General features: G+C 47.7%; 18 protein-coding genes. 15 read left to right on the top strand and 3 right to left on the bottom strand.

Going from position 1 to position 24836, the window contains the following annotated elements:
- Window positions 1-9: 9 nt before the first annotated feature.
- From yicI to ETR37_RS04480, 5 genes are all read left to right on the top strand, one after another.
- Entirely contained in the window at window positions 10-2334 is a 2325-nt protein-coding gene (gene yicI, locus ETR37_RS04500; protein ID WP_129446948.1) for an alpha-xylosidase, read from the top strand.
- 14 nt (window positions 2335-2348) lie between these two features.
- Window positions 2349-3692 carry a GH1 family beta-glucosidase gene (locus ETR37_RS04495; RefSeq protein ID WP_129446947.1) on the top strand — a complete coding sequence of 448 codons (1344 nt, stop codon included), beginning with the start codon at window positions 2349-2351 and terminating at the stop codon, window positions 3690-3692.
- A gap of 47 nt (window positions 3693-3739) precedes the next feature.
- Window positions 3740-6538: a glycoside hydrolase family 3 C-terminal domain-containing protein gene (locus ETR37_RS04490; protein ID WP_129446973.1), complete on the top strand. Its 2799-nt coding sequence runs from the start codon at window positions 3740-3742 to the stop codon at window positions 6536-6538.
- A 110-nt stretch (window positions 6539-6648) separates the two neighbouring features.
- Window positions 6649-8985, top strand: coding sequence for a glycoside hydrolase family 95 protein (locus tag ETR37_RS04485; RefSeq protein ID WP_129446946.1), 2337 nt, complete (start codon window positions 6649-6651; stop codon window positions 8983-8985).
- A 583-nt stretch (window positions 8986-9568) separates the two neighbouring features.
- A complete protein-coding gene (locus ETR37_RS04480) occupies window positions 9569-10300 on the top strand; it encodes a transposase (RefSeq protein WP_483299676.1) in 732 nt (243 codons plus the stop codon).
- Between the two features lie 73 nt (window positions 10301-10373).
- On the opposite strand, the gene ETR37_RS19365 is transcribed toward ETR37_RS04480, so the two are convergent.
- Window positions 10374-10880: an IS630 family transposase gene (locus ETR37_RS19365; RefSeq protein ID WP_240673873.1), complete on the bottom strand. Its 507-nt coding sequence runs from the start codon at window positions 10878-10880 to the stop codon at window positions 10374-10376.
- Window positions 10867-11430: a helix-turn-helix domain-containing protein gene (locus ETR37_RS19360; protein ID WP_129446943.1), complete on the bottom strand. Its 564-nt coding sequence runs from the start codon at window positions 11428-11430 to the stop codon at window positions 10867-10869. Before ETR37_RS19360 ends, ETR37_RS19365 begins: the two co-directional genes overlap by 14 nt.
- Before the next feature lie 177 nt (window positions 11431-11607).
- Between ETR37_RS19360 and ETR37_RS04465 the strand changes: the two genes are divergently transcribed.
- From ETR37_RS04465 to xylB, 5 genes are all read left to right on the top strand, one after another.
- Entirely contained in the window at window positions 11608-12270 is a 663-nt protein-coding gene (locus ETR37_RS04465) for an SGNH/GDSL hydrolase family protein (RefSeq protein WP_013877023.1), read from the top strand.
- 814 nt (window positions 12271-13084) lie between these two features.
- Window positions 13085-14563 carry a glycoside hydrolase family 5 protein gene (locus ETR37_RS04460; RefSeq protein WP_205728135.1) on the top strand — a complete coding sequence of 493 codons (1479 nt, stop codon included), beginning with the start codon at window positions 13085-13087 and terminating at the stop codon, window positions 14561-14563.
- A gap of 133 nt (window positions 14564-14696) precedes the next feature.
- Window positions 14697-14822: a hypothetical protein gene (locus tag ETR37_RS20055; protein WP_205728137.1), complete on the top strand. Its 126-nt coding sequence runs from the start codon at window positions 14697-14699 to the stop codon at window positions 14820-14822.
- Window positions 14823-15057: 235 nt separating this feature from the next.
- Window positions 15058-16395 carry a xylose isomerase gene (gene xylA / locus ETR37_RS04450; protein ID WP_129446942.1) on the top strand — a complete coding sequence of 446 codons (1338 nt, stop codon included), beginning with the start codon at window positions 15058-15060 and terminating at the stop codon, window positions 16393-16395.
- A gap of 13 nt (window positions 16396-16408) precedes the next feature.
- Entirely contained in the window at window positions 16409-17908 is a 1500-nt protein-coding gene (xylB, locus tag ETR37_RS04445; protein ID WP_129446941.1) for a xylulokinase, read from the top strand.
- A 44-nt stretch (window positions 17909-17952) separates the two neighbouring features.
- On the opposite strand, the gene ETR37_RS04440 is transcribed toward xylB, so the two are convergent.
- Window positions 17953-18504: a hypothetical protein gene (locus ETR37_RS04440; RefSeq protein ID WP_129446939.1), complete on the bottom strand. Its 552-nt coding sequence runs from the start codon at window positions 18502-18504 to the stop codon at window positions 17953-17955.
- A gap of 174 nt (window positions 18505-18678) precedes the next feature.
- Between ETR37_RS04440 and ETR37_RS04435 the strand changes: the two genes are divergently transcribed.
- From ETR37_RS04435 to nirB, 5 genes are all read left to right on the top strand, one after another.
- Window positions 18679-19713, top strand: a complete 1035-nt coding sequence (locus tag ETR37_RS04435) for a nitronate monooxygenase (protein ID WP_129446937.1) — start codon at window positions 18679-18681, stop codon at window positions 19711-19713.
- A 75-nt stretch (window positions 19714-19788) separates the two neighbouring features.
- Entirely contained in the window at window positions 19789-20976 is a 1188-nt protein-coding gene (locus ETR37_RS04430; protein ID WP_129446936.1) for an iron-containing alcohol dehydrogenase, read from the top strand.
- 222 nt (window positions 20977-21198) lie between these two features.
- The gene (locus ETR37_RS04425; protein WP_063192686.1) at window positions 21199-21600 is read left to right on the top strand and encodes an acyl-CoA thioesterase; all 402 of its coding nucleotides are present in this window, start codon (window positions 21199-21201) and stop codon (window positions 21598-21600) included.
- 18 nt (window positions 21601-21618) lie between these two features.
- A complete protein-coding gene (locus ETR37_RS04420; protein ID WP_014195972.1) occupies window positions 21619-22023 on the top strand; it encodes a DnaA N-terminal domain-containing protein in 405 nt (134 codons plus the stop codon).
- Between the two features lie 340 nt (window positions 22024-22363).
- A complete protein-coding gene (nirB, locus tag ETR37_RS04415) occupies window positions 22364-24790 on the top strand; it encodes a nitrite reductase large subunit NirB (protein ID WP_129446935.1) in 2427 nt (808 codons plus the stop codon).
- Window positions 24791-24836 lie beyond the last annotated feature (46 nt).

Genomic DNA, 24836 nt, shown 5'->3' with positions numbered 1-24836 from the left:
GGTGAGAAGATGAAGTTTATTGATGGCAACTGGCTAACACGTGAGGGATTTCATTTCATTTATGCGATTCAACCGTATCGAACTTATATTAAAGATCGTGCGGTTGAAGTATTGGTCGCTCCTAAAGATGTGACAGAGCGGTCAGCCCAGCTCGATGTACCGTTATTAACCATTACGTTTTCTTCACCGATGGCGGATGTAATTTCCGTCCGTATTGATCGGCATCAAGGAAGAAAAAAACGTTTCCCTCATTTTCATATCAATGAACAGGCTAACGTTTCTGTTGAAATTATCGATTCGGATTCCATGGTTATCATGAAAAGCGGAAAGATGGCTGTCCATATCCCTAAACAAGGAAATTGGAAAGTGGAATATTTTTATGATAACAAAAGACTAACAGGCAGCGAGTATAAGTCAATGGCGCATATTACTGGGCCAGATGGAAAGACGTATATTCGGGAAGAACTAAATTTATCTGTGGCAGAAAACATTTATGGCCTTGGAGAGCGGTTTACCCACTTTGTGAAGAATGGGCAATCGGTGGAAATATGGAATCGAGATGGAGGAACGAGCACAGAGCAAGCTTATAAAAATATCCCGTTTTACCTTTCAAACAGAGGGTATGGTGTATTTGTTAATCACCCGGAAAACGTATCATTTGAAGTCGGTTCCGAGAGGGTATCGAAAGTGCAATTTAGTGTCGAGGGAGAGTCGCTTCACTATTTCATAATTGGAGGAGACTCATTAAAAAGTGTGCTTAATAATTACACGATACTGACTGGCAAACCTTCTTTGCCTCCAGCATGGTCTTTCGGTTTGTGGTTAACGACTTCCTTTACAACGGATTATGACGAGGAAACGGTGAACCGATTTGTAGACGGAATGTTAAGCCGTGACATTCCGTTAAGTGTCTTTCATTTTGACTGTTTTTGGATGAAGGCGTTTCATTGGTGTGATTTTGAGTGGGATCGGGATATATTTCCTGATCCGGAAGGAATGATTGAAAGACTTAAACAAAAGGGATTGAAAATATGCGTCTGGATCAATCCTTACATTGCCCAACGTTCCAAGCTGTTTCAAGAAGCGTGTGAAAAAGGGTATTTGTTGCGAAAAGAGAACGGCGATGTATGGCAATGGGATAAATGGCAACCGGGGATGGGGATTGTCGATTTCACGAATCCGGAAGCTTGCCGGTGGTATGCGGACCATTTGAGAAGGTTAGTGGATATGGGGGTCGATTGCTTTAAGACAGATTTCGGAGAAAGAATCCCTACCGATGTCGTTTATTACAATGGAGCCGATCCGCAAAAAATGCATAACTATTATACGTACTTGTACAATAAAGTAGTTTACGAAGTGCTAGTTGAAAAGAGAGGGAAAAATGAAGCTGTTTTGTTCGCACGGTCCGCCACAGTTGGGAGCCAACAGTTTCCTGTTCACTGGGGTGGGGACTGCTATGCGACATACGAATCAATGGCGGAAAGCTTGCGCGGCGGATTATCTCTCGGATTATCAGGGTTTGGGTTTTGGAGCCATGATATAGGAGGATTTGAAAATACCGCATCAGCGGACTTGTACAAACGTTGGACGGCATTTGGGCTATTGTCGAGCCATAGCCGCTTGCATGGCAATCAATCGTACAGGGTTCCATGGTTGTTTGATGAGGAAGCCGTCGATGTCACAAGATTTTTTACCAAATTGAAATATAAATTAATGCCGTACATATATGCCCAGGCAGTAAAATCAGCTAATGAAGGAATACCGATGATGAGGGCGATGGTTCTCGAGTTTTCAGATGACCCGTCTTGCGACTATCTTGATCGTCAATACATGTTTGGAGATTCGCTATTAGTTGCGCCAATTTTTAATGGGGAAGGCATTGCATCTTATTATTTACCGGAAGGGGTATGGACTCACCTATTATCTAACAAACAGATAAAAGGTGGAAGATGGTTGAAAGAAACTTACGATTATATGAGCCTGCCTTTATTTGTAAGGCCCAACTCAATCATTGCGATCGGAAGCAATGATACGACTCCGGTTTACGATTATATGGATCATGTTGAATTTCATGTTTTTGAGCTGGAAGACGGAAAAACGGCAAGCACACATATTTACAATACAGACGGAGAAATGGAACAGTCTGTACTGGCGAGACGCGAAGGAAACAAAATAATTATTACAGCGGGCAAGGAAACGGCGAAACATTGGTCAGTGGTTTTAAGGGGGATCGATCAATTTTCCAGCCTCCTAGGTGCTGTTTGTGAAAGCACACCCCTCGGACTGAAGGTAGTTCCTAAACCGTATGCAAAGGAAGTCGAAATTTTATTGTAAGTGAGGGATGGAGAATGACAACCTTTCAATTTCCGAAAGATTTTAAGTGGGGAGTGGCAACAGCTGCATATCAAATTGAGGGAGCATTTAACGAGGATGGGAGAGGATTGTCTATTTGGGATGTATTTTCCCATACGCCGGGAAATGTATTGAATGGGGATAACGGCGACATTGCGTGCGACAGTTACCATCGTTACCCGGAAGATATTGCGTTAATGAAGGAACTCGGTGTTCATATGTACCGCTTTTCTATTTCATGGCCCCGCATCTTTCCAAAAGGAAGGGGGGATATTAACCGAAAGGGGTTGGAATTTTATCACCGGTTGGTTGATGAATTGCTCCAAAATGAAATCGAGCCTCTTTGCACATTGTATCACTGGGATTTGCCACAGGTGTTGCAAGAAGAAGGGGGGTGGAATAACCGCCAAACCATTGATGATTTTGTAGAGTATGCCAGCTTAATGTTTTCCGAGTTCAACGGAAAAATTAAAAAATGGATTACGTTTAACGAACCATGGTGCATTTCCTATTTATCGAACTATTTTGGAGCGCATGCTCCTGGGTATAAAGATTTACAGTTGGCAACAAACGTTGCCCATCATTTGTTGATTGCGCACGGAAAAACGGTTCAAAAGTTTAGAGAAATGGGGATAGATGGTGAAATTGGAATCGCCCCAAACATTAGCTGGGCCGTTCCGTTTACATCTAAGCAGGAAGATGTGGAGGCTTGTTTGCGCACCATTGCTTGGACTGGGGATTGGTTCATGGACCCTATATTTTTTGGAAAGTATCCAGATGTTTTGATGACTCATTTTCAAAAAGCTGGTGTAACGGTGCCTATTCAACAGGGAGACATGGAGACAATATCGCAGCCGATTGACTTTTTAGGAGTAAACTATTACTCCGCTAGCGTCAATCGATTCCGTGAAGATGCAGGGATTCTCCAAAGTGAAGCGGTGGACGTGGGATATGAGAAGACGGATATCGGTTGGCCAATCGATGCAAGAGGACTATATGAATCTTTATGTTACATTAAAAATAAATATCCTAATATTTCTATTTATATTACAGAAAATGGAGCATGCATCAACGATGAACCGGTAAACGGCCAAGTTCATGACCGGCGGAGAATTCAATATATGAAGCAGCACCTTATTCAAGTGCAGAGATGTATTGAGGAAGGGATACCGATCAAAGGATATATGGCGTGGTCACTGTTAGATAATTTTGAATGGGCGGAAGGCTACAGCAAACGGTTCGGAATTGTATTTGTCGACTTCGATACATTGGAAAGGGTAAAGAAAGATAGTTTTTATTGGTATCAAAATGTCATTAAAACGGGACGAGTTGAGTCGTAGGATTCCGACTTAAAGAAAAAATTGAATAATAGGAGTGTTTATTTGTGATGGTTTCTTATCCTTTTCAAAATCCCGAACTCCCCATCGACGAAAGGGTAGAGGATTTAATTTCCCGCTTAACGCTAGAAGAAAAGATCCATCTTATGTGCCAATATCAAGACGAAATAAAACGGCTGGGAATTAGGAAATATAAGCATGGTACGGAAGGCGCACACGGCGTTGCTTGGTTGGGGAAGGCGACTGTGTTTCCGCAAAATATCGGTTTATCATGTACATGGAATGAAGGATTAATGAAGCAAATCGGAGATGTGATTGCGACCGAGGCGAGGATTTATTATCAAAAAGATCCAGAGCTAAATGGCCTGACGATTTGGGCGCCGACTGTCGATATGGTGCGAGATCCTAGATGGGGGCGGACAGAGGAAGCATATGGTGAAGATCCTTATTTAACCGGAAAACTGACAACGGCGCTTATTAAAGGAATACAGGGGGATGATCAATATTATTTAAAGGCGGCAGCAACACTAAAACATTTTTTCGCTAACAATAATGAAAAAGATCGTGGGGAGTGTTCCGTTACAGTAACTCCGCGTAATATGAGAGAGTATTATTATAAGGCGTTCGAAATGCAGGTGAGAGAAGGTAAAGTGCAATCAATTATGACCGCTTATAATGCGGTGAATGGAGTGCCTTGTAATGTGCGTGGCGATGTAAAAAATGTAGTAAAAAAACAGTGGGGAATGGATGGATTTGTTGTCAGCGATGCGGGTGACGTGGTAGGAACGGTTCGGGAGCATCGATATGTGGATTCATATGCAGAAGCTGTCGCATTATCTATTAAAAACGGGGTTGACAGCATTACGGATGACAAAAATATTATTCTCCCAGCTATTCGCCAAGCGTTGGAAGAGGGATTGTTAACAGAAAAAGATTTAGATGAGGCACTAAAAAATACGTTTCGTGTTCGTTTTCGATTAGGAGAATTTGATCCGCCGCAACGAAATCCTTACTCGTTTATTCCTGAGAGCCGATTATGTTGCGAAGAACATAGCCGACTTTCCTTGCGTGCAGCACGAGAATCTATCGTCTTGTTAAAAAATGAAGGGATTCTTCCCTTAAAAATCGATAAGATCGATAAAGTAGCGGTCATCGGCTCTTTAGCGAACGAGGTGCATACAGACTGGTACAGCGGCACACCGCCATACAAAATCACCCCTCTGCAGGGCATTGTAGAAAGAGCAGGAGACAAAGTAATATATGCGGATGGGCTTGACCGCATCCGAATTCGCTCAGTTTTAACAGGGAAATATATCCGGTTGGATGAAAAAACGCATTTGTTGTATGCGACCGGGGAGACGGCTGATCAGGGAGAGGTATTTATTCATGCTGATTGGGGATGGGGAAGTCATACGCTGCATTCTGCGAGCAATGAAAAGTTTGTTGCGGTTGATAATGACAATTATTTAGCAGCGGTGTCGCAGGAGGCAAAAGGATGGTTTGTGAAAGAGGTTTTTCAAATCAATGAAAATGGAAACTATGTACAGATGAAATCGTGGAATGGAAATGATGTGTTCGTACAAAATGATGGAGCCCTGGCTGTTCGGGAGCAATTTCCATCCTCTGATGATTTTGAGATCGACGTCGTTGCCAGTGGGATCGACGAGGCGGTAAAAGCTGCTAAACAAGCTGAGGCAGCGATTGTATTTGTCGGCAACAATCCTTTTATTAACGGAAAAGAATGTATCGACCGTCCTGATATTCAACTCCCGCCAGCTCAAGAACTGCTTATTCAAAAGGTGTTCGAAGCAAATCGAAATACGATTGTTGTGATTGTTGGCAGTTATCCATTTGCGGTGAATTGGGCAGATGAACATGTGCCGGCTATTCTTTATACTTCTCATGCTGGTCAGGAATTAGGAAGGGCATTGTCAGATGTATTGTTTGGGGAGTACAATCCTGCAGGAAGACTAAGCATGACATGGTACCGTTCTGCAGACCAGCTTCCCGATATCATGGATTATGACATCATTAAAGGAAAAAGAACGTACCAGTATTTTGATGGTGATGAATTATATCCATTTGGGCACGGGCTGTCTTATACAACCTTTCAATATAGAGATTTTCGGATAGACAGGCATTGTATAGAGCTTGATGAAAGCATAAGAGTCACCGTAACGGTTGAGAATTGCGGCGATTATGATGGGGATGAGGTTGTGCAGCTTTACGTTCGCGCCAACCAATCAGCAGTGCCAAGACCGCTAAAGACGCTTAAGGGATTTAAACGGATCCATTTAAAAAAAGGGGAAAGTAAAGAGGTTTCTTTCGACTTGTATGCTAAAGATCTGGCCATATGGAACGTGTCGGAAGAAAGGTACTTAGTTGAAGAAGGAACGTATACTGTGATGGTAGGGAGTTCATCCAAGTGTATTTACGCAGAGGCAGATTTTACTGTAAAAGGAGAGAAAATTCCTCCCCATGTTTTGTGTATCGATACTAAAGCTGTTCATTTTGATGACTATCAGTCTGTAGATATTGTTTATATCAAGGAAAAAAATGGTTATTGTGTAAGAAGCAACGGTCCAAGGAGTTGGATTACTTTCCATCGAGTTGATATGAACAAAGCCGGTCGAACATTTCTAGCATGTTTGAGCGTTGAAGTGGATGAGGCCTCTATTGAGGTGCGAATCGAGTCTCCCGACGGGCTTTTGGCTGGAAAATATGCTGCTTCGAAAACAGCATCCTTTCAAGTGATAGAGGTTCCTTTGCTTGAGAAAATAGAAGGGCTGCACGATATTTATATAACGTTCAGCGGAACAGTCCAGTTAGATTGGATTCGCATTTGCTGAATGAATCAATAATCAATAGCAGGAAGTTGTTGAAGTTTTTTCAACAGGCGGCAGATACCTGCAAAACAGAGGTTTTTGCGGACATATTCGCAGTAAAGGAGTTGGAATAAGTGATCAAGGACAGATTGAGAAAAATTTGGTTTAAGCAACCTGCGATGACGTGGAATGAAGCATTGCCAATAGGAAATGGCCGGTTAGGTGCCATGATTTACGGGAAGACTGATGTTGAGCATATTCAGTTGAATGAAGATTCTGTTTGGTATGGAGGATTTGTAGACAGAAACAACCCCGATGCCCTCCTTTATCTCCCAAAAATTAGGCGTTTAATACAGGAGGGGAAAATTAAAGAGGCTGAAAAATTAGCCGTTTTCGCCTTGTCTGGTGTACCTGAGACGCAGCGGCATTATATGCCTTTGGGCGATTTATATATTGATTTTGGGCATCACAATGTTGAAGACTACCATAGGGAGTTAAATTTAAACAATGGGATAGTAACGATTCGGTATACCGCAAACGGTGTCCGATATCAAAGGGAGATTTTTTCAAGTTACCCAGCGGGCCTTTTAGTCATTCGTCTAACGGCCGACCGGGATGGTTTTATTTCGTTTACAGTTAGAATGACAAGAGGAAATGGCCGATATATGGACGAAATAAAACGCATGAACCAAGATAGCATTTTCATGTATGGAAATTGCGGCGGAAAAGGTGGATCCGATTTCTCGGCGGCATTGAAAGCCATTCCGGATAGGGGGAGCGTTCAGACTATTGGTGAACATATCATTGTAGAGAAGGCAAATGCAGTCACGTTGTTGTTGGCGGCTGAAACTAGTTTTCGTTCCAAAGATCCAAAAAATTCCTGTTTGATGAAACTGCAGCGTGTTTTCGATTATGATGCACTAAAAGCCGAACATATCCATGATTATACAGCTTTATATAATCGAGTGGACCTTCATTTGACAAATCATTATGAACGAGAGCTTGAGCAGCTTCCGACTGATCAACGGTTGGAGCGGGTAAAGAGTGGAAAGGAAGATTTTGGACTTATCGAATTGTATTTTCAATTTGGCAGGTATTTGTTGATTTCAAGCAGCCGCCCGGGCTCTTTGCCGGCCAATTTGCAAGGAATTTGGAACGATCAGATGTTGCCGCCATGGGACAGCAAATATACGATCAATATTAATACACAGATGAACTATTGGCCGGCGGAGGTATGCAATCTTTCTGAGTGTCATCAACCCCTTTTTGATCTAATAGAACGGATGCGCCCGAATGGGCGTCATACGGCGAGAGTGATGTATGGTTGCCGTGGGTTTGTAGCCCATCATAATACAGACATTTGGGGCGATACTGCACCACAAGATGTATATTTGCCCGCTACATACTGGCCGATGGGAGCAGCATGGCTTTGCTTGCATTTGTGGGAGCATTATCAATTTACAGGGGATGATGAGCATTTAAAGAAAAGTTATGAAACGATCAAAGAATCTGTAATCTTTTTCCTTGATTTTCTATCTGAAACGGAAGATGGGTATTTAGTAACCAATCCATCTGTTTCACCAGAGAATTCATACATTTTGCCAAATGGCGAGATAGGCACATTGTGTATGGGGCCTTCCATGGATAATCAAATTTTGCACGCGCTGTTTACGGCTTGTATCGAAGCCAGCAAATCTCTTTCCATTGACGAACACTTTCGCCGCCACCTAGAAGAAGTAATCAAACTAATTCCGGAACCAAAGATAGGAAAATACGGACAGATAATGGAATGGATGGAGGACTATGAGGAAGCAGAGCCGGGCCACCGGCATATTTCCCACCTATTCGCGCTTTATCCAGGCCAGCAAATTATGCCGCAACGCACTCCGCAGCTTGCAAAAGCAGCGAGGGTCACGTTAGAGCGTAGGCTGTCACACGGCGGCGGGCACACCGGTTGGAGCAGAGCTTGGATTATTAATTTATGGGCAAGGCTTGGGGATGGCGAAAAGGCTTACGAGAATATATTGGAATTGTTAAAGCGGTCTACATTGCCCAACCTTTTTGATACCCACCCTCCCTTCCAAATTGATGGGAATTTTGGGGGGACAGCAGGTATTGCCGAGATGCTTCTGCAAAGCCACGATGGCGGAATCCGTTTGTTGCCCGCTATACCCCGATCATGGAAGAGCGGATCTGTCAGAGGATTGCGCGCTAGGGGAGCATTTGAAGTAGATATATATTGGGAGGATTGTGAATTGGTAAAGGCTAAAATACGGTCGCTAAAGGGAAATGATTGCAAAATTTATATCCAAGGACGGTTTAAGGTTACGGATCAGGAAGGGGAGGATGTAAAATTTAACATTAATGAAAACAGTTGTATTATTTTTGAAACGAAGAAAAATAGGGTATACTTTATTGAGCGAGCCCACAAAAAGGATCAGTGTGGGAATTTTCAAAACTCTCGTTGCTAGTTGTACTAAGTTTGGAATAAACTATGAGGGACGAACTGTGATTGCAACAGCTGATGACAAGCAAAGCCAAGAAACGTCTTTTAGGTGTCCATACAACGTTGCGCATCAAGCGCTTTTTATACACCATCCTTGAAGGAACACGTCTCCCGTATATTCGACAGAGCACGTAATCAAACCGTCGCTTGGCTCCTGTCGTTTTCTGATGGAAACAGGAATCGTCGTACAGTGATCAGTGTGAACGTATAAAAAACGGACCAAATGAAACGGCAAGGCAAATGGATTGGCTGGTCGGAATGTTTACGAACCGTACTGCCCAGCTTTTTTATTTTATCAACCCGTGGTGCTAGATAAACCACCCGGTCAAGCAAAAAAATAGTCCTTGCTGGTGGATCTCCTTAAAATGAAAGTGCGACCAAACATTGAAAGGAGAATCCCCATGCAAGAGCACTTTCATTTTACTACAGATCGAGCTAAGATTCAAAAGCAATACGCCGCCATTTTCTTTTTTGTCTCTGTCCAACTATCGTCGATTCAGATGCACCTTCAACACCGCAACCGCCATTTAGTCAAGTAGGAAGATGACGTGATTATAGCGATTCACATTTTAGGGAAGCTGCTCGGCTTTTCCTCCGAACGAGCATGGCATCGATTGGTCACTGGAAATTTGTTTACCAACGGGCAGTTCCTCGAACGTTCCCGATACAACCGTCGTTGCCGGGCGCTGCGTTGGGCGATGAAATGGATCCGCTATGAACTGGCGAAACGCGGCCAACATCATGCCTATGCCGTGGTCGATAGCTTGGCGGTTAGAGTTGTGCCATGCCGCGAGAATACACCGTGCAAAACGGTTTCAAGGAATCGCCGACATCGGGTATTGCGCTTCCAAAAAGCAATGGTACTACGGGTTGAAGCTGCACCTTCAAGTGACCGATCAAGGTTTGCCCATGGGATATGTGGTGACGAAGCATCCTGTCACGATCGAATCGCAGCCGAAAGCGTGATGACCCAAATTCCTCATCCCTATAACCTCGGGGACAAAGGGTTCATTAGCTGTGACTTGCAAAAGAGGCTGTACGAAGAATACCAAATGGCCCTTTGGACTCCGTCTCGAAAAAAACAGAAACATCGCCCGTCCAAGGCATGGGAGAAGTGGATTCAACAGAAACGCAAAGTGATCGAGACGGTGTTTTCTATTCTCGTCGACCAGTATCGGATCACGGAGATTCGCGCCAATTCCATTACTGGATTTGAAGTGGCGCTGGATGGCATCTTATTAGCGTATTCGTTGGTGACACTTGGGCTAGTTGAGCTTTAATACTCAACTAGCACCACGGGTTTTTTCAATATACCTATCTATATAAATGCACCTTGAAAAGTTAACCTTTGCATCACGCAGCACACCCCAAGCGTCGAAGCACCTCTTCCGGTTGTTGATCAATATATTCCATAAACCGGGCAATGGCTCGATCAATATCTATTTGATCTTTATGAAACACATTCGCAATGACCGTCTCTTTGATCCATTTCCACAAGCGTTCGATCGGATTGAGCTGCGGGGAATATGGAGGCAGAAAGATCAGGTGAAACGATTCCTCCTCTTGGCGCAAGAATTCTTTGACCATCTTGGCATGGTGGATGCGAGCATTGTCCAGTACGAGCACCATCAATTTGTCAGGGTAATGGCTTTTGAGGATTCTCAAGAAATCCAAAAACGTGGTGGCATTGGCGGCCGCCACCCGGTGAAGAATGGTTTCTCCATTGAGCACATTCACGGCCCCAAAAAGCGAAACGTGGGCATGGTGGCCATAGGTGGGCACTTGCTTTTGTTGGCCCACTTCCGACCAAGTGGTTCGCAGGATTTGATACGACCGGATGTGCGTTTCATCGACATACAAAAGAATCATATCGGGAGTGATTAGGTTTTTTTATCAGCTCCATTTGTTTTTTAAACGCCTGCTGTTGTTCGGCGTCGCCTTTGGCTAAGGTATAGGTGGGGCGGGTCCAAGACAGTCTCATTCGATGCAAGAGTTTCCGAATTCCTTCCCGGGACATGGTCACCCCGTAATGTTCACGGATATAGGACTGAAGGATCCGCGTATTCCAAGAAGCAGCGATGTCCCAACCGAGTTCCGCCGGGGTTCGGGTCAAGATCGTCTGTTTCAGTTCCTGTTGCTGTTCCGGTGTCAAAAACGGTTCCCGGCCTGGTGGAGATTTCCGATCGAGCAGGAGATCGAGCCCACCTTCGTTGAATAAGGACACATAAAAGGCGACACTTTGGCGACATAGATGGAGCATGGCAGCGACGTCTTTTCCCAGATATCCTTCCATGACCAAGCGAACAGCCATGACGCGTTGGCGCAGGGCAACATTTTTGATTTTCCTCTCTTGCTTTCGGAGAGTGCGTGATGTCCATCCGTGGTCGTTGGTAATTTTTAACCGTTTCATCCTTGTTCCGCTCCTTTTTCCGTAAATTTCCTAGGAGCAGTATAACCGGGGTGGGAACAACTTATACGGACGTTAATGTTTCATTGTGCATGTATATATTTTATCCCTGAAAAGCCTATATTTCATGTAATTTAGTTGGAGCGTTAATTTAGCAATTTTCAAGGAGGAGAAGAGAAAATGAAAATCGGCCAAGGACAAAAACTGTTATTTATTGGCGATTCTATAACAGACTGCGACCGCGCCAAGCCAGAGGGGGAAGGATTATTCGGAGCGTTAGGCACAGGATATGTCTCTTATGTCAATGGTCTTCTGCAAGCGGTTTATCCGGAACTTGGCATCCGGGTTGTCAACAAAGGAATTAGCGGCAATACGGTTCGGGATTTAAAAGCGAGATGGCAAGAAGATGTCATTGCCCAAAAACCAGACTGGGTATCAATCATGATTGGCATTAACGATGTTTGGCGGCAATACGATTTGCCGTTTATAAAAGAAAAGCATGTGTACTTGGACGAATACGAGGAAACACTCCGTAGCCTAGTGGTCGAGACAAAACCGCTCGTTACAGGAATAATCCTTATGACTCCATTCTATATAGAAGGCAATGAACACGACCCGATGCGCCGGACGATGGATCAGTATGGCAAAGTCGTCAAAAAGATTGCCGAAGAAACAGACAGTATATTCGTTGATACCCAATCAGCGTTTAATGAAGTACTGAAAACTCTTTATCCTGCAGCATTAGCTTGGGATCGTGTTCACCCGTCCGTTGCAGGGCATATGATTTTGGCAAGGGCTTTTTTGAAGGCGATCGGTTTTGATTGGGATAAGTCCAATAGATAAGGGGGATATGGCGATCGGGCTGACCGGCCATTACTGGCTGAATCTACTCGTCATCCCCCTTGGGGTGTACTTTTTCACTGAACTTCTAACCCAAAAAAATGATAGACAATTCCTGGAATTCATAAACAAATAGTTATAATATTCTTAAAATAGTGATAAAATAAAGATGAATAGTTTATAGTATAAACAAACTATTTAAATGTTAATCGGAATTGATAGGATTTAATACTCAGTAGGCAGCTGAGAAAAGTATTTGTTGCTTTTTTGTATACAGAAGGATAAAGACATAGATTAAAGAGGGCTATCTCTAGAAGGTTGGTGATTTAATGTAGGAAACGCTCCAACAGGGGCTTTGCTCAAATAGAAAAACAGCACAACAACAGTCCTTCTTTGTATTCACGGACAGGTGTTTTGAAGAAATCACCGTTTTTCACCAGCCTTCTAGAAGGGGGGAAATACAAAATGGCATAAACGGTGATGCTCTTTGGAAAAAGCTTCACACCTTAGACTGAGTCCGAAAGTGAGAGAGAAAAATAAAAATAGGTTAAGGGCGAAAATTGACTTAGGTAAGAGCTATGTGTCCTATTTGTTGGGTAACTTTTTGTAAGCGGTTTTTAAGAATTTGGCATTCCGGGTTGTCAACAAGAGGGTATAAGCGGCGATATTGTTCTGAACTTAATCGAAAATGCCAAGAGGATGTTTATTGCTCCAAAATCCGAGACGGTTATTGATCTTGATTAGAATTAATGACGTCTGACGGCAATATGATACCCCTTTTACTAAAAAATAGATCAGAAGAAGGGATGAGATAAATATGGAAATGCTTAAGGTCACTAAAAATAAGATTACAGACCAAAAAGGCAATCCTATTCAATTAAGAGGCACTTGCATCGGTGGCTGGATGAATATGGAGGATTTTATTAACGGCTATACGGGTTCAGAGCATACATTGCGCCATACGGTTGCTGAAGTTATTGGAAAAGGGAAGGCAGAGTTTTTGTTTGAGAGAATGCGACATTATTTCTTTGGAGAAGACGATATTCGGTTTATTAAGAGCTGGGGGGCCAATGTAATCCGTCTGCCTTTGAATTATCGGCATTTTGAGGATGATGAGCGTCCGTTTACTTACAAGGAAAGCGGATTTGAACGTTTGGATCACATCATCAATTTGTGTGAGAAACATGAGTTGTACGTTATTTTAGATCTTCACGCTGTGCAAGGGTATCAAAATACTCACTGGCATTCAGATAATGATATCCGCCATAGCCTATTTTGGCATGACCGGACATATCAAGATCGATTTGTCGCATTGTGGGAAGAGTTCGCACGGCGTTATCGGGGAAGAGCAGTCATTGCCGGCTATAATTTGATGAATGAACCTTGCGTGAATACACCGCACGGAGATTACCCACATACGTTTTTCAACAACTACAAGCCGGATTGGGACAGGATCAATCGCATTTACAGACGGACGGTCGAGGCTGTGCGCAATATCGATCCTGACCATATTATTTTTCTTGAAGGGGATAAATATTCGACTTTGTTCGAAGGCTTGGAAGCACCGTTTGCAGATAATCTGGTCTACAGCAGCCATAACTATACGGCGGCAGGATTTGGACCAGGACCATATCCGGGAGTGGCAGATGCTAAAAATGCCCGTGTTGTAGGGGGAAAATATTGGGATAAAGAAGTGCAAAGGCAGGAATTTAAAAATCACCAAGGCACAAAGTTTGCCGAAAAATATCATGTTCCGCTTTGGGTAGGGGAGTTTGGTTCAGTGTATAATGGACCGGCCAATGAAATTCCTGACCGTTTGCGGGCTATAGACGATCAAATTAGTATTTTCGAAGAGTTTGGGGCGCATTGGACCACATGGACCTATAAAGATGTCGGGGTAATGGGGCTTGTTACGCTGGATCCGGAATCGGAATATATGCAGCGAATCGCTCCGATTATTAAGCTGAAACATGCACTAAATACGGATGATTGGATGGTTTGGCTTCCGGGCTTTAAGGCAAGAAAGGCGGTTGAAGAATTGGCGGCTCATCTGGAAGAAGTGATTGGAGATCCCGATATTGTGCATAGTCATAATGTTGCTTGTCTCTCTCAAGCCATTTTAACAGTCTATACAGGGGCATTGATTCAGCCAGCATATGCAAAACTTTTTAAAGGTTTATCGGAAGAAAAAATTGACGATATTATGCAATCGTTCGCGTTTAAAAACTGTAAAATCAATTATGGTCTGCTTGATATATTGAAGAAATATGCAAATCAGTCCAGTATAAGTTTATAAATGTACAGTTTCATTAATTCCAATAAGCAATCGAGCGTTGTCAAGTCTCAACTCCATGCTTTCTATCAAAGAAGAATTTACATAATAATTTGGACTTGACCTAGGCACAGGCAAGACGCATTTAGCTACAGCGATTGGTGTAGAATCCTGTAACCATCAAGGGAAAAGAGTGAAATTTTATCGAACAGCCGCTTTGGTCAATGAGCTGATTGAATCAAAGAATACAGGAAATCTCCGCAAAATTGATGAATCAGCTTGAAAAAATCAATTTAATATAAATTATCAAAAGCCGAGCTGCTTTTATAGGTGCGTTTGTCAGGATGCCTTGCTGCGATGGCTATGGGCAAAATAACTAAGCGGATTTCGATTACTTTATAAATAGTTATAAAAAACTTAGTTTATATGATAGACAAACAAAGTTGAAAGCGTTATAATTAAATCAAAAGCAAGTATTTCTTTTTGACAATCTACTAAAAGTTAAGGAGGAGTTAGATATGGCTTATTTCCCAAATATCGAGACGATCGTGTACGAAGGTCCAACATCGAAAAATCCACTTGCGTTTAAGTTTTACAATCCGGAAGAAAAAGTCGGCGATAAAACAATGGAAGAGCATTTGCGCTTTTCGGTGGCGTATTGGCATACGTTTACGGGGGATGGATCGGATCCGTTTGGCGTCGGCAATATGATTCGTCCATGGAATAAGTACAGCGGCATGGATTTGGCGAAGGCGCGCGTGGAGGCGGCGTTTGAGCTGTTTGAAAAGTTAAACGTTCCGTTTTTCTGCTTCCATGACGTCGACATCGCGCCGGAAGGGGAAACGCTCAGCGAGACGTACAAAAACTTGGATGAAATTGTCGATATGATTGAAGAATACATGAAAACAAGCAAAACGAAACTGCTGTGGAATACAGCGAACTTGTTCAGCCATCCACGCTTCGTTCACGGGGCGGCAACGTCATGCAATGCCGATGTGTTCGCCTATGCGGCGGCGAAAGTGAAAAAAGGGCTGGAGATCGCGAAGCGGCTCGGAGCGGAAAACTACGTGTTCTGGGGCGGCCGGGAAGGTTATGAGACGCTGCTGAACACGGACATGAAGTTGGAGCTTGACAATTTGGCTCGCTTCTTGCACATGGCGGTCGACTATGCGAAAGAGATCGGTTTTGACGGCCAGTTTTTGATCGAGCCGAAGCCGAAAGAGCCGACGAAGCATCAATACGATTTTGATGTCGCGACAGCGTTGGCATTCTTGCAAACGTACGGGCTCAAGGATTATTTCAAATTCAACATTGAAGCGAATCATGCGACGTTGGCGGGCCATACGTTTGAACATGAGCTGCGCGTCGCCCGCATCCATGGCATGCTCGGTTCGGTCGATGCGAACCAAGGCGATATGCTGCTTGGCTGGGATACGGACGAATTCCCGACCGATTTGTATACGACGACGTTGGCGATGTATGAAATTTTGCAAAACGGCGGCCTTGGGCGCGGCGGCTTGAACTTTGACGCGAAAGTGCGAAGAGGCTCGTTTGAACCGGAAGACTTGTTCTACGCTCATATTGCCGGGATGGACAGCTTTGCGATCGGCTTGAAAGTCGCGCATCGCTTGTTGGAAGACCGCGTATTTGAACAGTTCATCGAAGAGCGGTACAAAAGCTATACGGAAGGCATCGGCCGCGAGATCGTCGAAGGGACGGCGGACTTCCACAAGCTGGAGCAGTACGCCTTGCAGCTTGGCGACATTCGCAATACGTCCGGCCGTCTTGAGCGCTTGAAAACGCTGTTGAATCAATACTTGTTGGAAGTCAGCGTGCCGAGCGCATCCCGTTCGTGAAAGAGGGATGAGGATGGAATACGTCATTGGCGTCGATTTAGGAACGAGTGCCGTCAAAGTGCTGCTTGTCGACCGACACGGCGTGGTGAAAGGGGAATGGACCGAGTCCTATCCCCTTTACCAGCCGCATTCCGGTTATAGTGAGCAGCGCCCGGACGATTGGGTGAAAAAAACGATCGTCGCGCTCCGCCGCGTGTGGGAGACGGCGGGCGTTTCCCCCGAGTCGATCGTGGGGATTAGTTTTTCCGGACAGATGCACGGGCTTGTGCTGCTTGATGGCGATGGGAATGTCGTGCGCAACGCGATTTTGTGGAATGATACGCGAACGACGGAAGAGTGTCGGGAAATTGAAGAGAAGGTCGGCCGCGACCAGCTGCTTTCCATTGCCAAAAATGAGGCGCTCGAAGGGTTTACGCTGCCGAAACTGCTGTGGGTGAAAAATCATGAACCCGAACTGTACGAGCGGGCGCGGGTGTTTTTGTTGCCGAAAGATTACGTCCGCTTCCGCTTGACCGGGCACATCGCGATGGATGTATCGGATGCGGCGGGGACGCTGCTGTTGGATATCAAAACGAAAACGTGGAGCGAGGCGATCGCCCGGGCGGTCGGCGTCGATCTCACGCTTTGCCCGCCGCTTGTCGAGGCGACGGCGTTCGTCGGGACGCTGCGTCCGGAGGTGGCCGAACAGACCGGGCTGCCGGTATCGGTGAACGTGTTCGCCGGCGGGGCGGACAACGCCTGCGGCGCGGTTGGCGCGGGCATTTTGGCAGAAGGCCGCATGATGTCAAGCATCGGCACATCGGGTGTTGTGCTTGCCTATGAACAAAGCGGGGAAAAAGATTTCGCTGGACGAGTGCATTATTTCAACCATGCTGAGCCAAATGCTTACTATATCATGGGCGTGACGCTGGCAGCGGGCTACAGCTTTGATTGGTGGAAGCGGACGTTTGCGGAAGACGTGCCGTTTGCCGAGATCGTCCAGCGCGCTGCCGAGTCGCCGATCGGTGCGAACGGGTTGTTGTTTACGCCGTATTTGGTCGGCGAGCGGACGCCTTATGCGGACGCTGATATTCGCGGGTCGTTTATCGGCATCGACTCGCGGCAGACGAAATGGGATTTCGCCCGCGCGGTCATGGAAGGGATTACGTTCTCGCTCAACGAGTCGGTGGAGATCATCAAAGCGAGCGGCAAAACGATCGACTCGGTCGTCTCGATCGGCGGCGGGGCGAAAAGCGCCGAGTGGCTGCAAATCCAAGCCGATATTTTCGGTCTGCCGGTCGAGAAGCTGAAAAACGAACAGGGGCCGGGGCTCGGCGCCGCGATGATCGCTGCGTGCGGCGTCGGTTGGTTCGATTCGCTCAAGCAATGCGCGGATGCGTTCAAACAAGTCGAATCCGTCTTCGAACCGCGGCCGGATGCGGCGGCGAAATACAAAGAGCTGTTTGCGATTTATCGCGATGTATATCCGCATACGAAAGAACTGGCGAAACAGTTAAAGGCGTTTCGGCCGTGACTTCTCTCCCCCAAACCGGCTGGCGGATTGGGGGAGAAACCATTTTATTTTCCCAGCTGTTTTGTGCTTTTGTTCATCTGTGATTGTTTTGTGATCGCTTCGTCGATTAGTCGTTCGATTTCTTCACGTGTTTCAGCTCCGAAAATGTCATCTAACAGATGGGTCAATATATACAAATCGGTGATCGTATCTACTTTGTCCTGTATTTCTTTTGCCGCTACTCCATATCGGGCTTTCATATATTTTTTGATGGCTTGTTGGCTTTCAAAAATTCTCCCTTTCAGCTCTGCTCTTTTTTCCAATTCCCGAAGTACTCTCACCATTTTGATCGCCTCCATTAGTCTTTCAACGTATTTCTCATCGATAAATTTGTCCGACACAGCAATAATCGTTGACAATAAGCGGAATTGTTTTTCTGGATCTGTAATCTTTTGGGCTAATTCTACTGCCTCAATTGCTCGTTCTGAACAGTCTACAGTACTTTTCATCAAGGGTAAAAAGATAAGATTCAACTCATCTCGTTCTGTTAGTTCCTCGTTGTTTTCGATTTTGGTTTTTAGTTGCTTCATTATTTGATCCCCGTCATAGTCTTTCATAAAGACAGCCTGTGTCTCGTTATTTCTTCGCCGTATCAGTTTTTTATCCCTTTGTAGGAGAATCAAAATGCTCCTATACGCAACGATGAAGGAATTTCTTGAGTAAAACGCGAAAGAGTTAAGAAACCGTAAATGAGGATAGGACAACCGCTAATGCAGAAAGAGGGTATTGCCATGTTCTCTACACTTCCCATCCCGATCATTCAAGCGCCGATGGCAGGCGGGGTGTCGACGCCTGAACTGGCCGCGGCGGTGTCGAACGCCGGAGGGCTTGGGTTTTTGGCCGGCGGGTACAAGACAGCGGAGGCCATGAGGAAGGAAATTCACGAGCTTCGGACGTTGACGGATCGGCCGTTTGGGGTAAATGTGTTTGTGCCGGGGGACAAAACAGTGGATGAGGAGGCGGTCGAACGGTACCGTGTAGCACTGGCGGCGGAGGCGGAGCGGTTTGGGGCGTCAGTCGGCGAGCCGAAATGGGAGGACGACGACTGGGCGGCGAAGCTTGATGTGCTTCTTCAGGAGCGAGTGCCGGTTGTGAGCTTTACATTTGGTTGCCCGGACAAAGAAGTGATCGCCGCCTTGCAAAAGGCCGGGTCGTTTGTCATGGTGACGGTGACATCAAGGGAAGAAGCCTGCATGGCTGCTGAAGCAGGGGCGAATGCGCTTTGTGTGCAAGGGGAGGAAGCGGGCGGGCATCGGGCGTCGTTTGGCAACGATCCGGAACAGGATGAGGCGCTTGAGTTGTTTCCGCTGCTGGCCCGAGTGCGGGCGGCGGTTCAGGTTCCGCTTGTGGTGGCGGGCGGGATCATGGATGGGCGCGGCATTGCGGCGGCTCTTAAAGCCGGGGCGAGCGCGGTGCAGCTCGGGACGGCGTTTTTGCGCTGCCCGGAAAGCGGGGCGCACCCGCTTCATAAACAGGCGCTTGCCGATCCGCGGTTTGTGGAGACGGCCGTGACGAGGGCGTTTACCGGCCGGCCGGCGCGCGGGCTTGTGAACCGGTTTATGGCGGAGTATCGCGCCTTGGCGCCGGCAGCGTATCCGCATGTGCACCATATGACGAAGCCGCTGCGCGCCGCATCCGCCAAGGCGGGCGACCCGGAGGGAATGTCGCTTTGGGCCGGGACGGGATATCGGCTGGCGCGGGAGCTTCCGGCGGCGGAGCTTGTCGAAGAGCTGAAGAGGGAGCTCGAGGAAGCTTGGCGAGCATAGGAGTTTGGTTATGCGGATGGAAAGAAAACGCGTTCATTCTTCCGAAAAAATGTTGAATAAGGGGGAGAGAAAACCATGACCGCATCCCGCATCGTCTTTCCGCCGCTCAGCTATGTCGGCTGGGGGGCGCTTACGCAGTTAGTTCCGGAAGTGAAAAGGCTTGGGGGCACACACGTGTTGGTGATCACCGATCCAGCGCTTGAAAAAATTGGCCTCGTCGAGCAAGTGACGTCCCCGCTCCGGCAAGCAGGATGCAGCGTGCATGTGTATACGGATGTTGTGCCGGAGCCGCCGCTTGAAACGGGGGAAAAGGCGGTGGCGTTTGCCCGCGGCGGAGAGTTTGACCTTGTCATCGGCGTCGGCGGCGGCAGCGCGATGGATTTGGCGAAACTGGCCGCTGTGTTGGCCGTGCATGAAGGTTCGGTCGCCGAGTATTTAAACTTGACGGGAACGAGAACGCTTGAGAAAAAAGGATTGCCGAAAATATTGATTCCGACGACATCAGGCACCGGGTCGGAGGTGACGAACATCTCCGTCTTGTCGCTAGACACGACGAAAGATGTCGTGACGCATGACTACTTGCTGGCCGATGTGGCGATCGTCGACCCGCAGCTTACGGTTTCCGTCCCGCCGCGGGTGACGGCGGCGACTGGGATCGATGCGCTCACCCATGCGGTCGAGGCGTACGTGTCGGTCAATGCGAGCCCGACGTCGGACGGCTTGGCGCTTCAGGCGATGCGCCTCATTGCCCGCTCATTGCGCAAGGCGGTGGAACATGGAGCGGACCAACAGGCGCGCATCGATATGGCGAACGGCAGCTACCTGGCTGGGTTGGCGTTTTTCAACGCCGGGGTGGCCGGCGTGCATGCGCTCGCGTATCCGCTTGGCGGACAGTTTCATATCGCCCATGGCGAATCAAATGCCGTGCTCTTGCCATATGTGATGGGCTACATTCGCCAAAGCTGCACGAAACGAATGGCGGACATGTTAAACGCCCTTGGCGGCAACTCAAGCTTTTTATCAGAGGAGGAGGCGTCGCACCGCTGCGTCGAGGAGCTCGAGCGCCTCGTCGCCGATGTCGGCATTCCGAAGACGCTCGGCGGTTTTGGCATTCCGGAAAGCGCGTTAGAAAGTCTGACGAAAGACGCCGTCCAGCAAAAACGGCTGCTCGCCCGCAGCCCGATGCCGCTTTTGGAAGCCGACATCCGCGCGATTTACCAAGCCGCGTTTGCCGGGGCGATCGTGGAACCGAACAACAAGTGAGAACACAAAAACAGGGGCTGCTTCAGGCTCCTGTTTTTTCTTTGGCTGTTGGAAATAGGGTCTCGCTCCTCAGGTTGGATCCCCCTTCCGCTCAAGGGGCGACGTTTTTCATGTTTTCTTGATGGTGAAGCAGGAATTTCCACGTCGTGAAGCGAACACATATACATCAGCCGCCGAAATTCGACAAAAGACGATTCCAGTTCTTGTGGAGGAGGGGCGTTCGTGTTTACGACTGTCATTACGCCGCGCGTGTCAGAAACGGACGGCGTCGGCCATATTAACAATACGACCGTGCCCGTTTGGTTTGAAGCGGGGCGGCATGAAATTTTCAAGCTGTTTACGCCTGATTTGTCATTCAAACGTTGGCGAATGGTGATCATCCGCATGGAAGTCGATTATGTCAACCAAATGTATTATGGGCAAGATGTGACCGTGTATACCGGCATTGAACGCATCGGCAACACAAGCCTTACGATTTATGAAGAAATCCACCAAAACGGGGTGGTGTGCGCGAAAGGCCGGGCGGTGTATGTCAATTTCAATTTTGACACCGGGCGGCCTGAACCGATTCCGGATGACATTCGGGCGAAATTGCGCGAACATGTATGGCAGCCAGGCGAGTAGACGAAAGGGGGTGAGTGCGTGAAGGAGCATCATCTTTGGGAGCAAGTGAAAACGAAGCTTGCGCAAAAGCTGCCCGGCCCGTCGTTTGACACGTGGTTTGCCTCGACGTCGGCGACGGTGGATGACGATTGGCTCATCATCGAATGCCTCAACGACATTCAATGTGAATGGCTGCAAACAAGATACGGCGAACTCATCAGTGAAACCGTCCGCGAAGTGTTCGGCCGCGAGATGCGCATCTTCGTCTCTGTCCACGGCGAGCGGCAGAAAATCGAAGAGCGGCTCGAACAGCGATTCGGCGCTCCGATGACCTTCCGTCAATACGTCACCCGCCTTGAGCGGCAGATGGAGGAGCTGGAGCGGCGCATTGACCACTACGCGCGCATCATCGATGAACTGCTGGAATCCCGTCCGATTCACTGATGATCCCCTTAACGAGCAAACCTCCAACAAGAAGCGGCCTCCGCTCCATCAAGCGGAAGGTCGCTTTTTTATGTTATAAAAAGTTACATATTTCCGACAAATACGTATATTAATCTGATTTTTTATATGTTTTTTTGTTAAAATCGCGTTATATAATATCACATAAAAAATGCATGCTTCATGTTTGACGTGATATGATGGGCACAGCCAAGGCAAAGGGGAAATTGTGAGGGTGATGCGAACAAGAACGGTCGGATTATGGGAGCTGTTGGTGATGACGATTTGGCTTTGGCTGCATCGATGACGATAAACAAGGTAACGAAGATGGAGGGATGGCGACGTGAGACGAAAACTCGTGTTAATCGGCAACGGCATGGCAGGGGTTCGCTGCATCGAGGAGATTTTAAAACTTGACCGCGAGGCGTTTGAGATCACGATTTTTGGCAGCGAACCGCATCCGAATTATAACCGCATTTTGTTGTCGAAGGTGCTGCAAGGAGATACGCGCCTTGATGACATTACGTTGAACAGTTGGGAATGGTACGAACGAAACGGCATTCGGCTGTTTGCCGGCGAAACGGTGACGGAAGTCGACATCAAGCGGCGGCTTGTTCGGACCGACCGTGGGCGGGTAGTCGAATACGATGAATTGATTTTCGCGACAGGGTCGAATCCGTTTATCTTGCCGGTGCCGGGAGCCGATTTGCCCGGGGTGACGGCGTTTCGCGATATCCAAGATTGCGAGCGGATGATCGAATATGCGAAGACGTACAAAAAAGCGGCGGTCATTGGCGGCGGCTTGCTTGGCTTGGAGGCGGCGCGCGGCCTGCTTCACTTAGGAATGGATGTCGATGTCATCCATATTTTCGACTATTTGATGGAACGCCAGCTTGATCCGACCGCTTCCAAGCTGCTGCAGCGGGAGCTGGAGAAACAAGGGATGAACGTTTTGCTTCGCAAGGAGACGGCCGAATTGTTCGGCAACGGCCGTGTGGAGGGAGTGCGGTTTAAGGACGGTACGTCCATTGCCGCCGACTTGGTGGTGATGGCGGTCGGTATTCGTCCGAATGTTGATTTAGCGCGGAGAAGCGGCATTGAAGTGAATCGAGGGATCGTTGTCAATGACTACTTGGAAACGAGCGTGCCGCACATTTACGCGGTCGGTGAATGCGCGGAACATCGCGGTGTTGTGTATGGGCTCGTCGCTCCGCTTTATGAGCAGGGGAAAGTGCTGGCAGAGGCGATTTGCGGCCGAAAAGGAAAGCCGTATGAAGGATCGGTCGTTGCGACTCAGCTGAAAGTGTCCGGTGTCGACGTGTTCTCGGCTGGTGAATTTATGGATGGCGAAGGGACGGAGTCGATCAAACTGTATGACGAAGCACGCTCGGTGTACAAGAAAGTCGTCGTTCGCCAAGGGAAAATCGTTGGGGCGGTGCTGTTTGGCGATACGAGCGAAGGTCGAAAGCTGTTCGATATGATCCAGCGCGGCGATTCGGTTGAGGCGCTCTCGCTGTCGCTGTTTGCCCAAGCCGCTTTAGGCGGGAAGGGAAGCCTTGCGGCGGCGATGGCCGACACCGATGTGGTTTGCGGCTGCAACGGGGTGACAAAAGGCGCGATTTGTCAGGCGATTGCCGAACACGGGCTTAAGACGGTCGCCGAGGTGCGCGACTATACGAACGCGTCTCGCTCGTGCGGCGGATGCAAAGGGCTTGTCGCCGAGCTGCTTGAGCATATGCTTGGTGAAGAAGCGAACCGGTATGCGGTGAAAGAAACGATCTGCGGCTGCACGGACCTAAGCCGCGAGGAAGTGGTTGCAGCGATCAAAGAAAAACGGCTGATGACGGTCAAAGAAGTGATGAGTGTATTGGGATGGAAAAACGAGGAAGGCTGTTCCAAATGCCGTCCGGCGCTCAATTATTACCTGGGCATGTTGTATCCGGGCGAGTACGATGAAGAAGCGGAATCGTTGTTTGTCAATGAGCGGCTGCACGCCAACATCCAGGCCGACGGCACGTACTCCGTTGTGCCGCGCATATATGGCGGGGTGACGACAGCCGAACAGCTGCGGAACATCGCTGATGTCGCGGAAAAATACAACGTGCCGATGATTAAGATCACCGGCGGGCAGCGCATTGACTTGCTTGGGGTGAAAAAAGAAGATTTGCCGCGCATTTGGGCCGATCTCGGCATGCCGTCAGGCTACGCCTACGCCAAGGCGCTTCGGACGGTGAAAACGTGCGTCGGCAAGCAGTTTTGCCGCTTTGGGACGCAAGATTCGACCGGGCTTGGCATTCGGATGGAACAAACATTTGAGCGGCTGAAAACGCCGCATAAAGTGAAAATGGCCGTCTCCGCCTGCCCGCGCAACTGTGCGGAATCGGGCATTAAAGATGTCGGCGTCGTCGGCGTCGAGGGCGGATGGGAGATTTATGTCGGCGGCAACGGCGGCACCCATTTGCGTGCAGCTGACTTGCTTTGCACGGTCAAGACGGCAGACGAGGTGATCGAGATGACTGGTGCTTTTTTGCAATATTACCGCGAGTCCGCGCATTATTTGGAACGGACGTCCAAATGGGTGGAGCGCGTCGGGCTCGAGCATATCCGCGAAGTGTTGTTCGATGTGGAAACGCGCCGCGCGCTGCTTGAGCGGCTTCACAAAGCTCTTTCCGCGACAACAGATCCGTGGCGGGACATCGTCGAAAACGAGAGACTGCAGCAACTGTTGTTCCGCGATATCGGCGACAAAGAGCCGGTGCCGGTGGAATGAAGGGGGATGACGGCGGGCGGAAAAAGTTGATGTTCCGCCGCCTGGA

The organism is Geobacillus sp. PK12 (assembly GCF_004123125.1).
Classification (GTDB): Bacteria; Bacillota; Bacilli; order Bacillales; family Anoxybacillaceae; genus Geobacillus; species Geobacillus zalihae.
The sequence above is the reverse complement of the archived record's forward strand: the minus strand, read 5'-3'. Positions and strand labels throughout refer to the sequence as shown.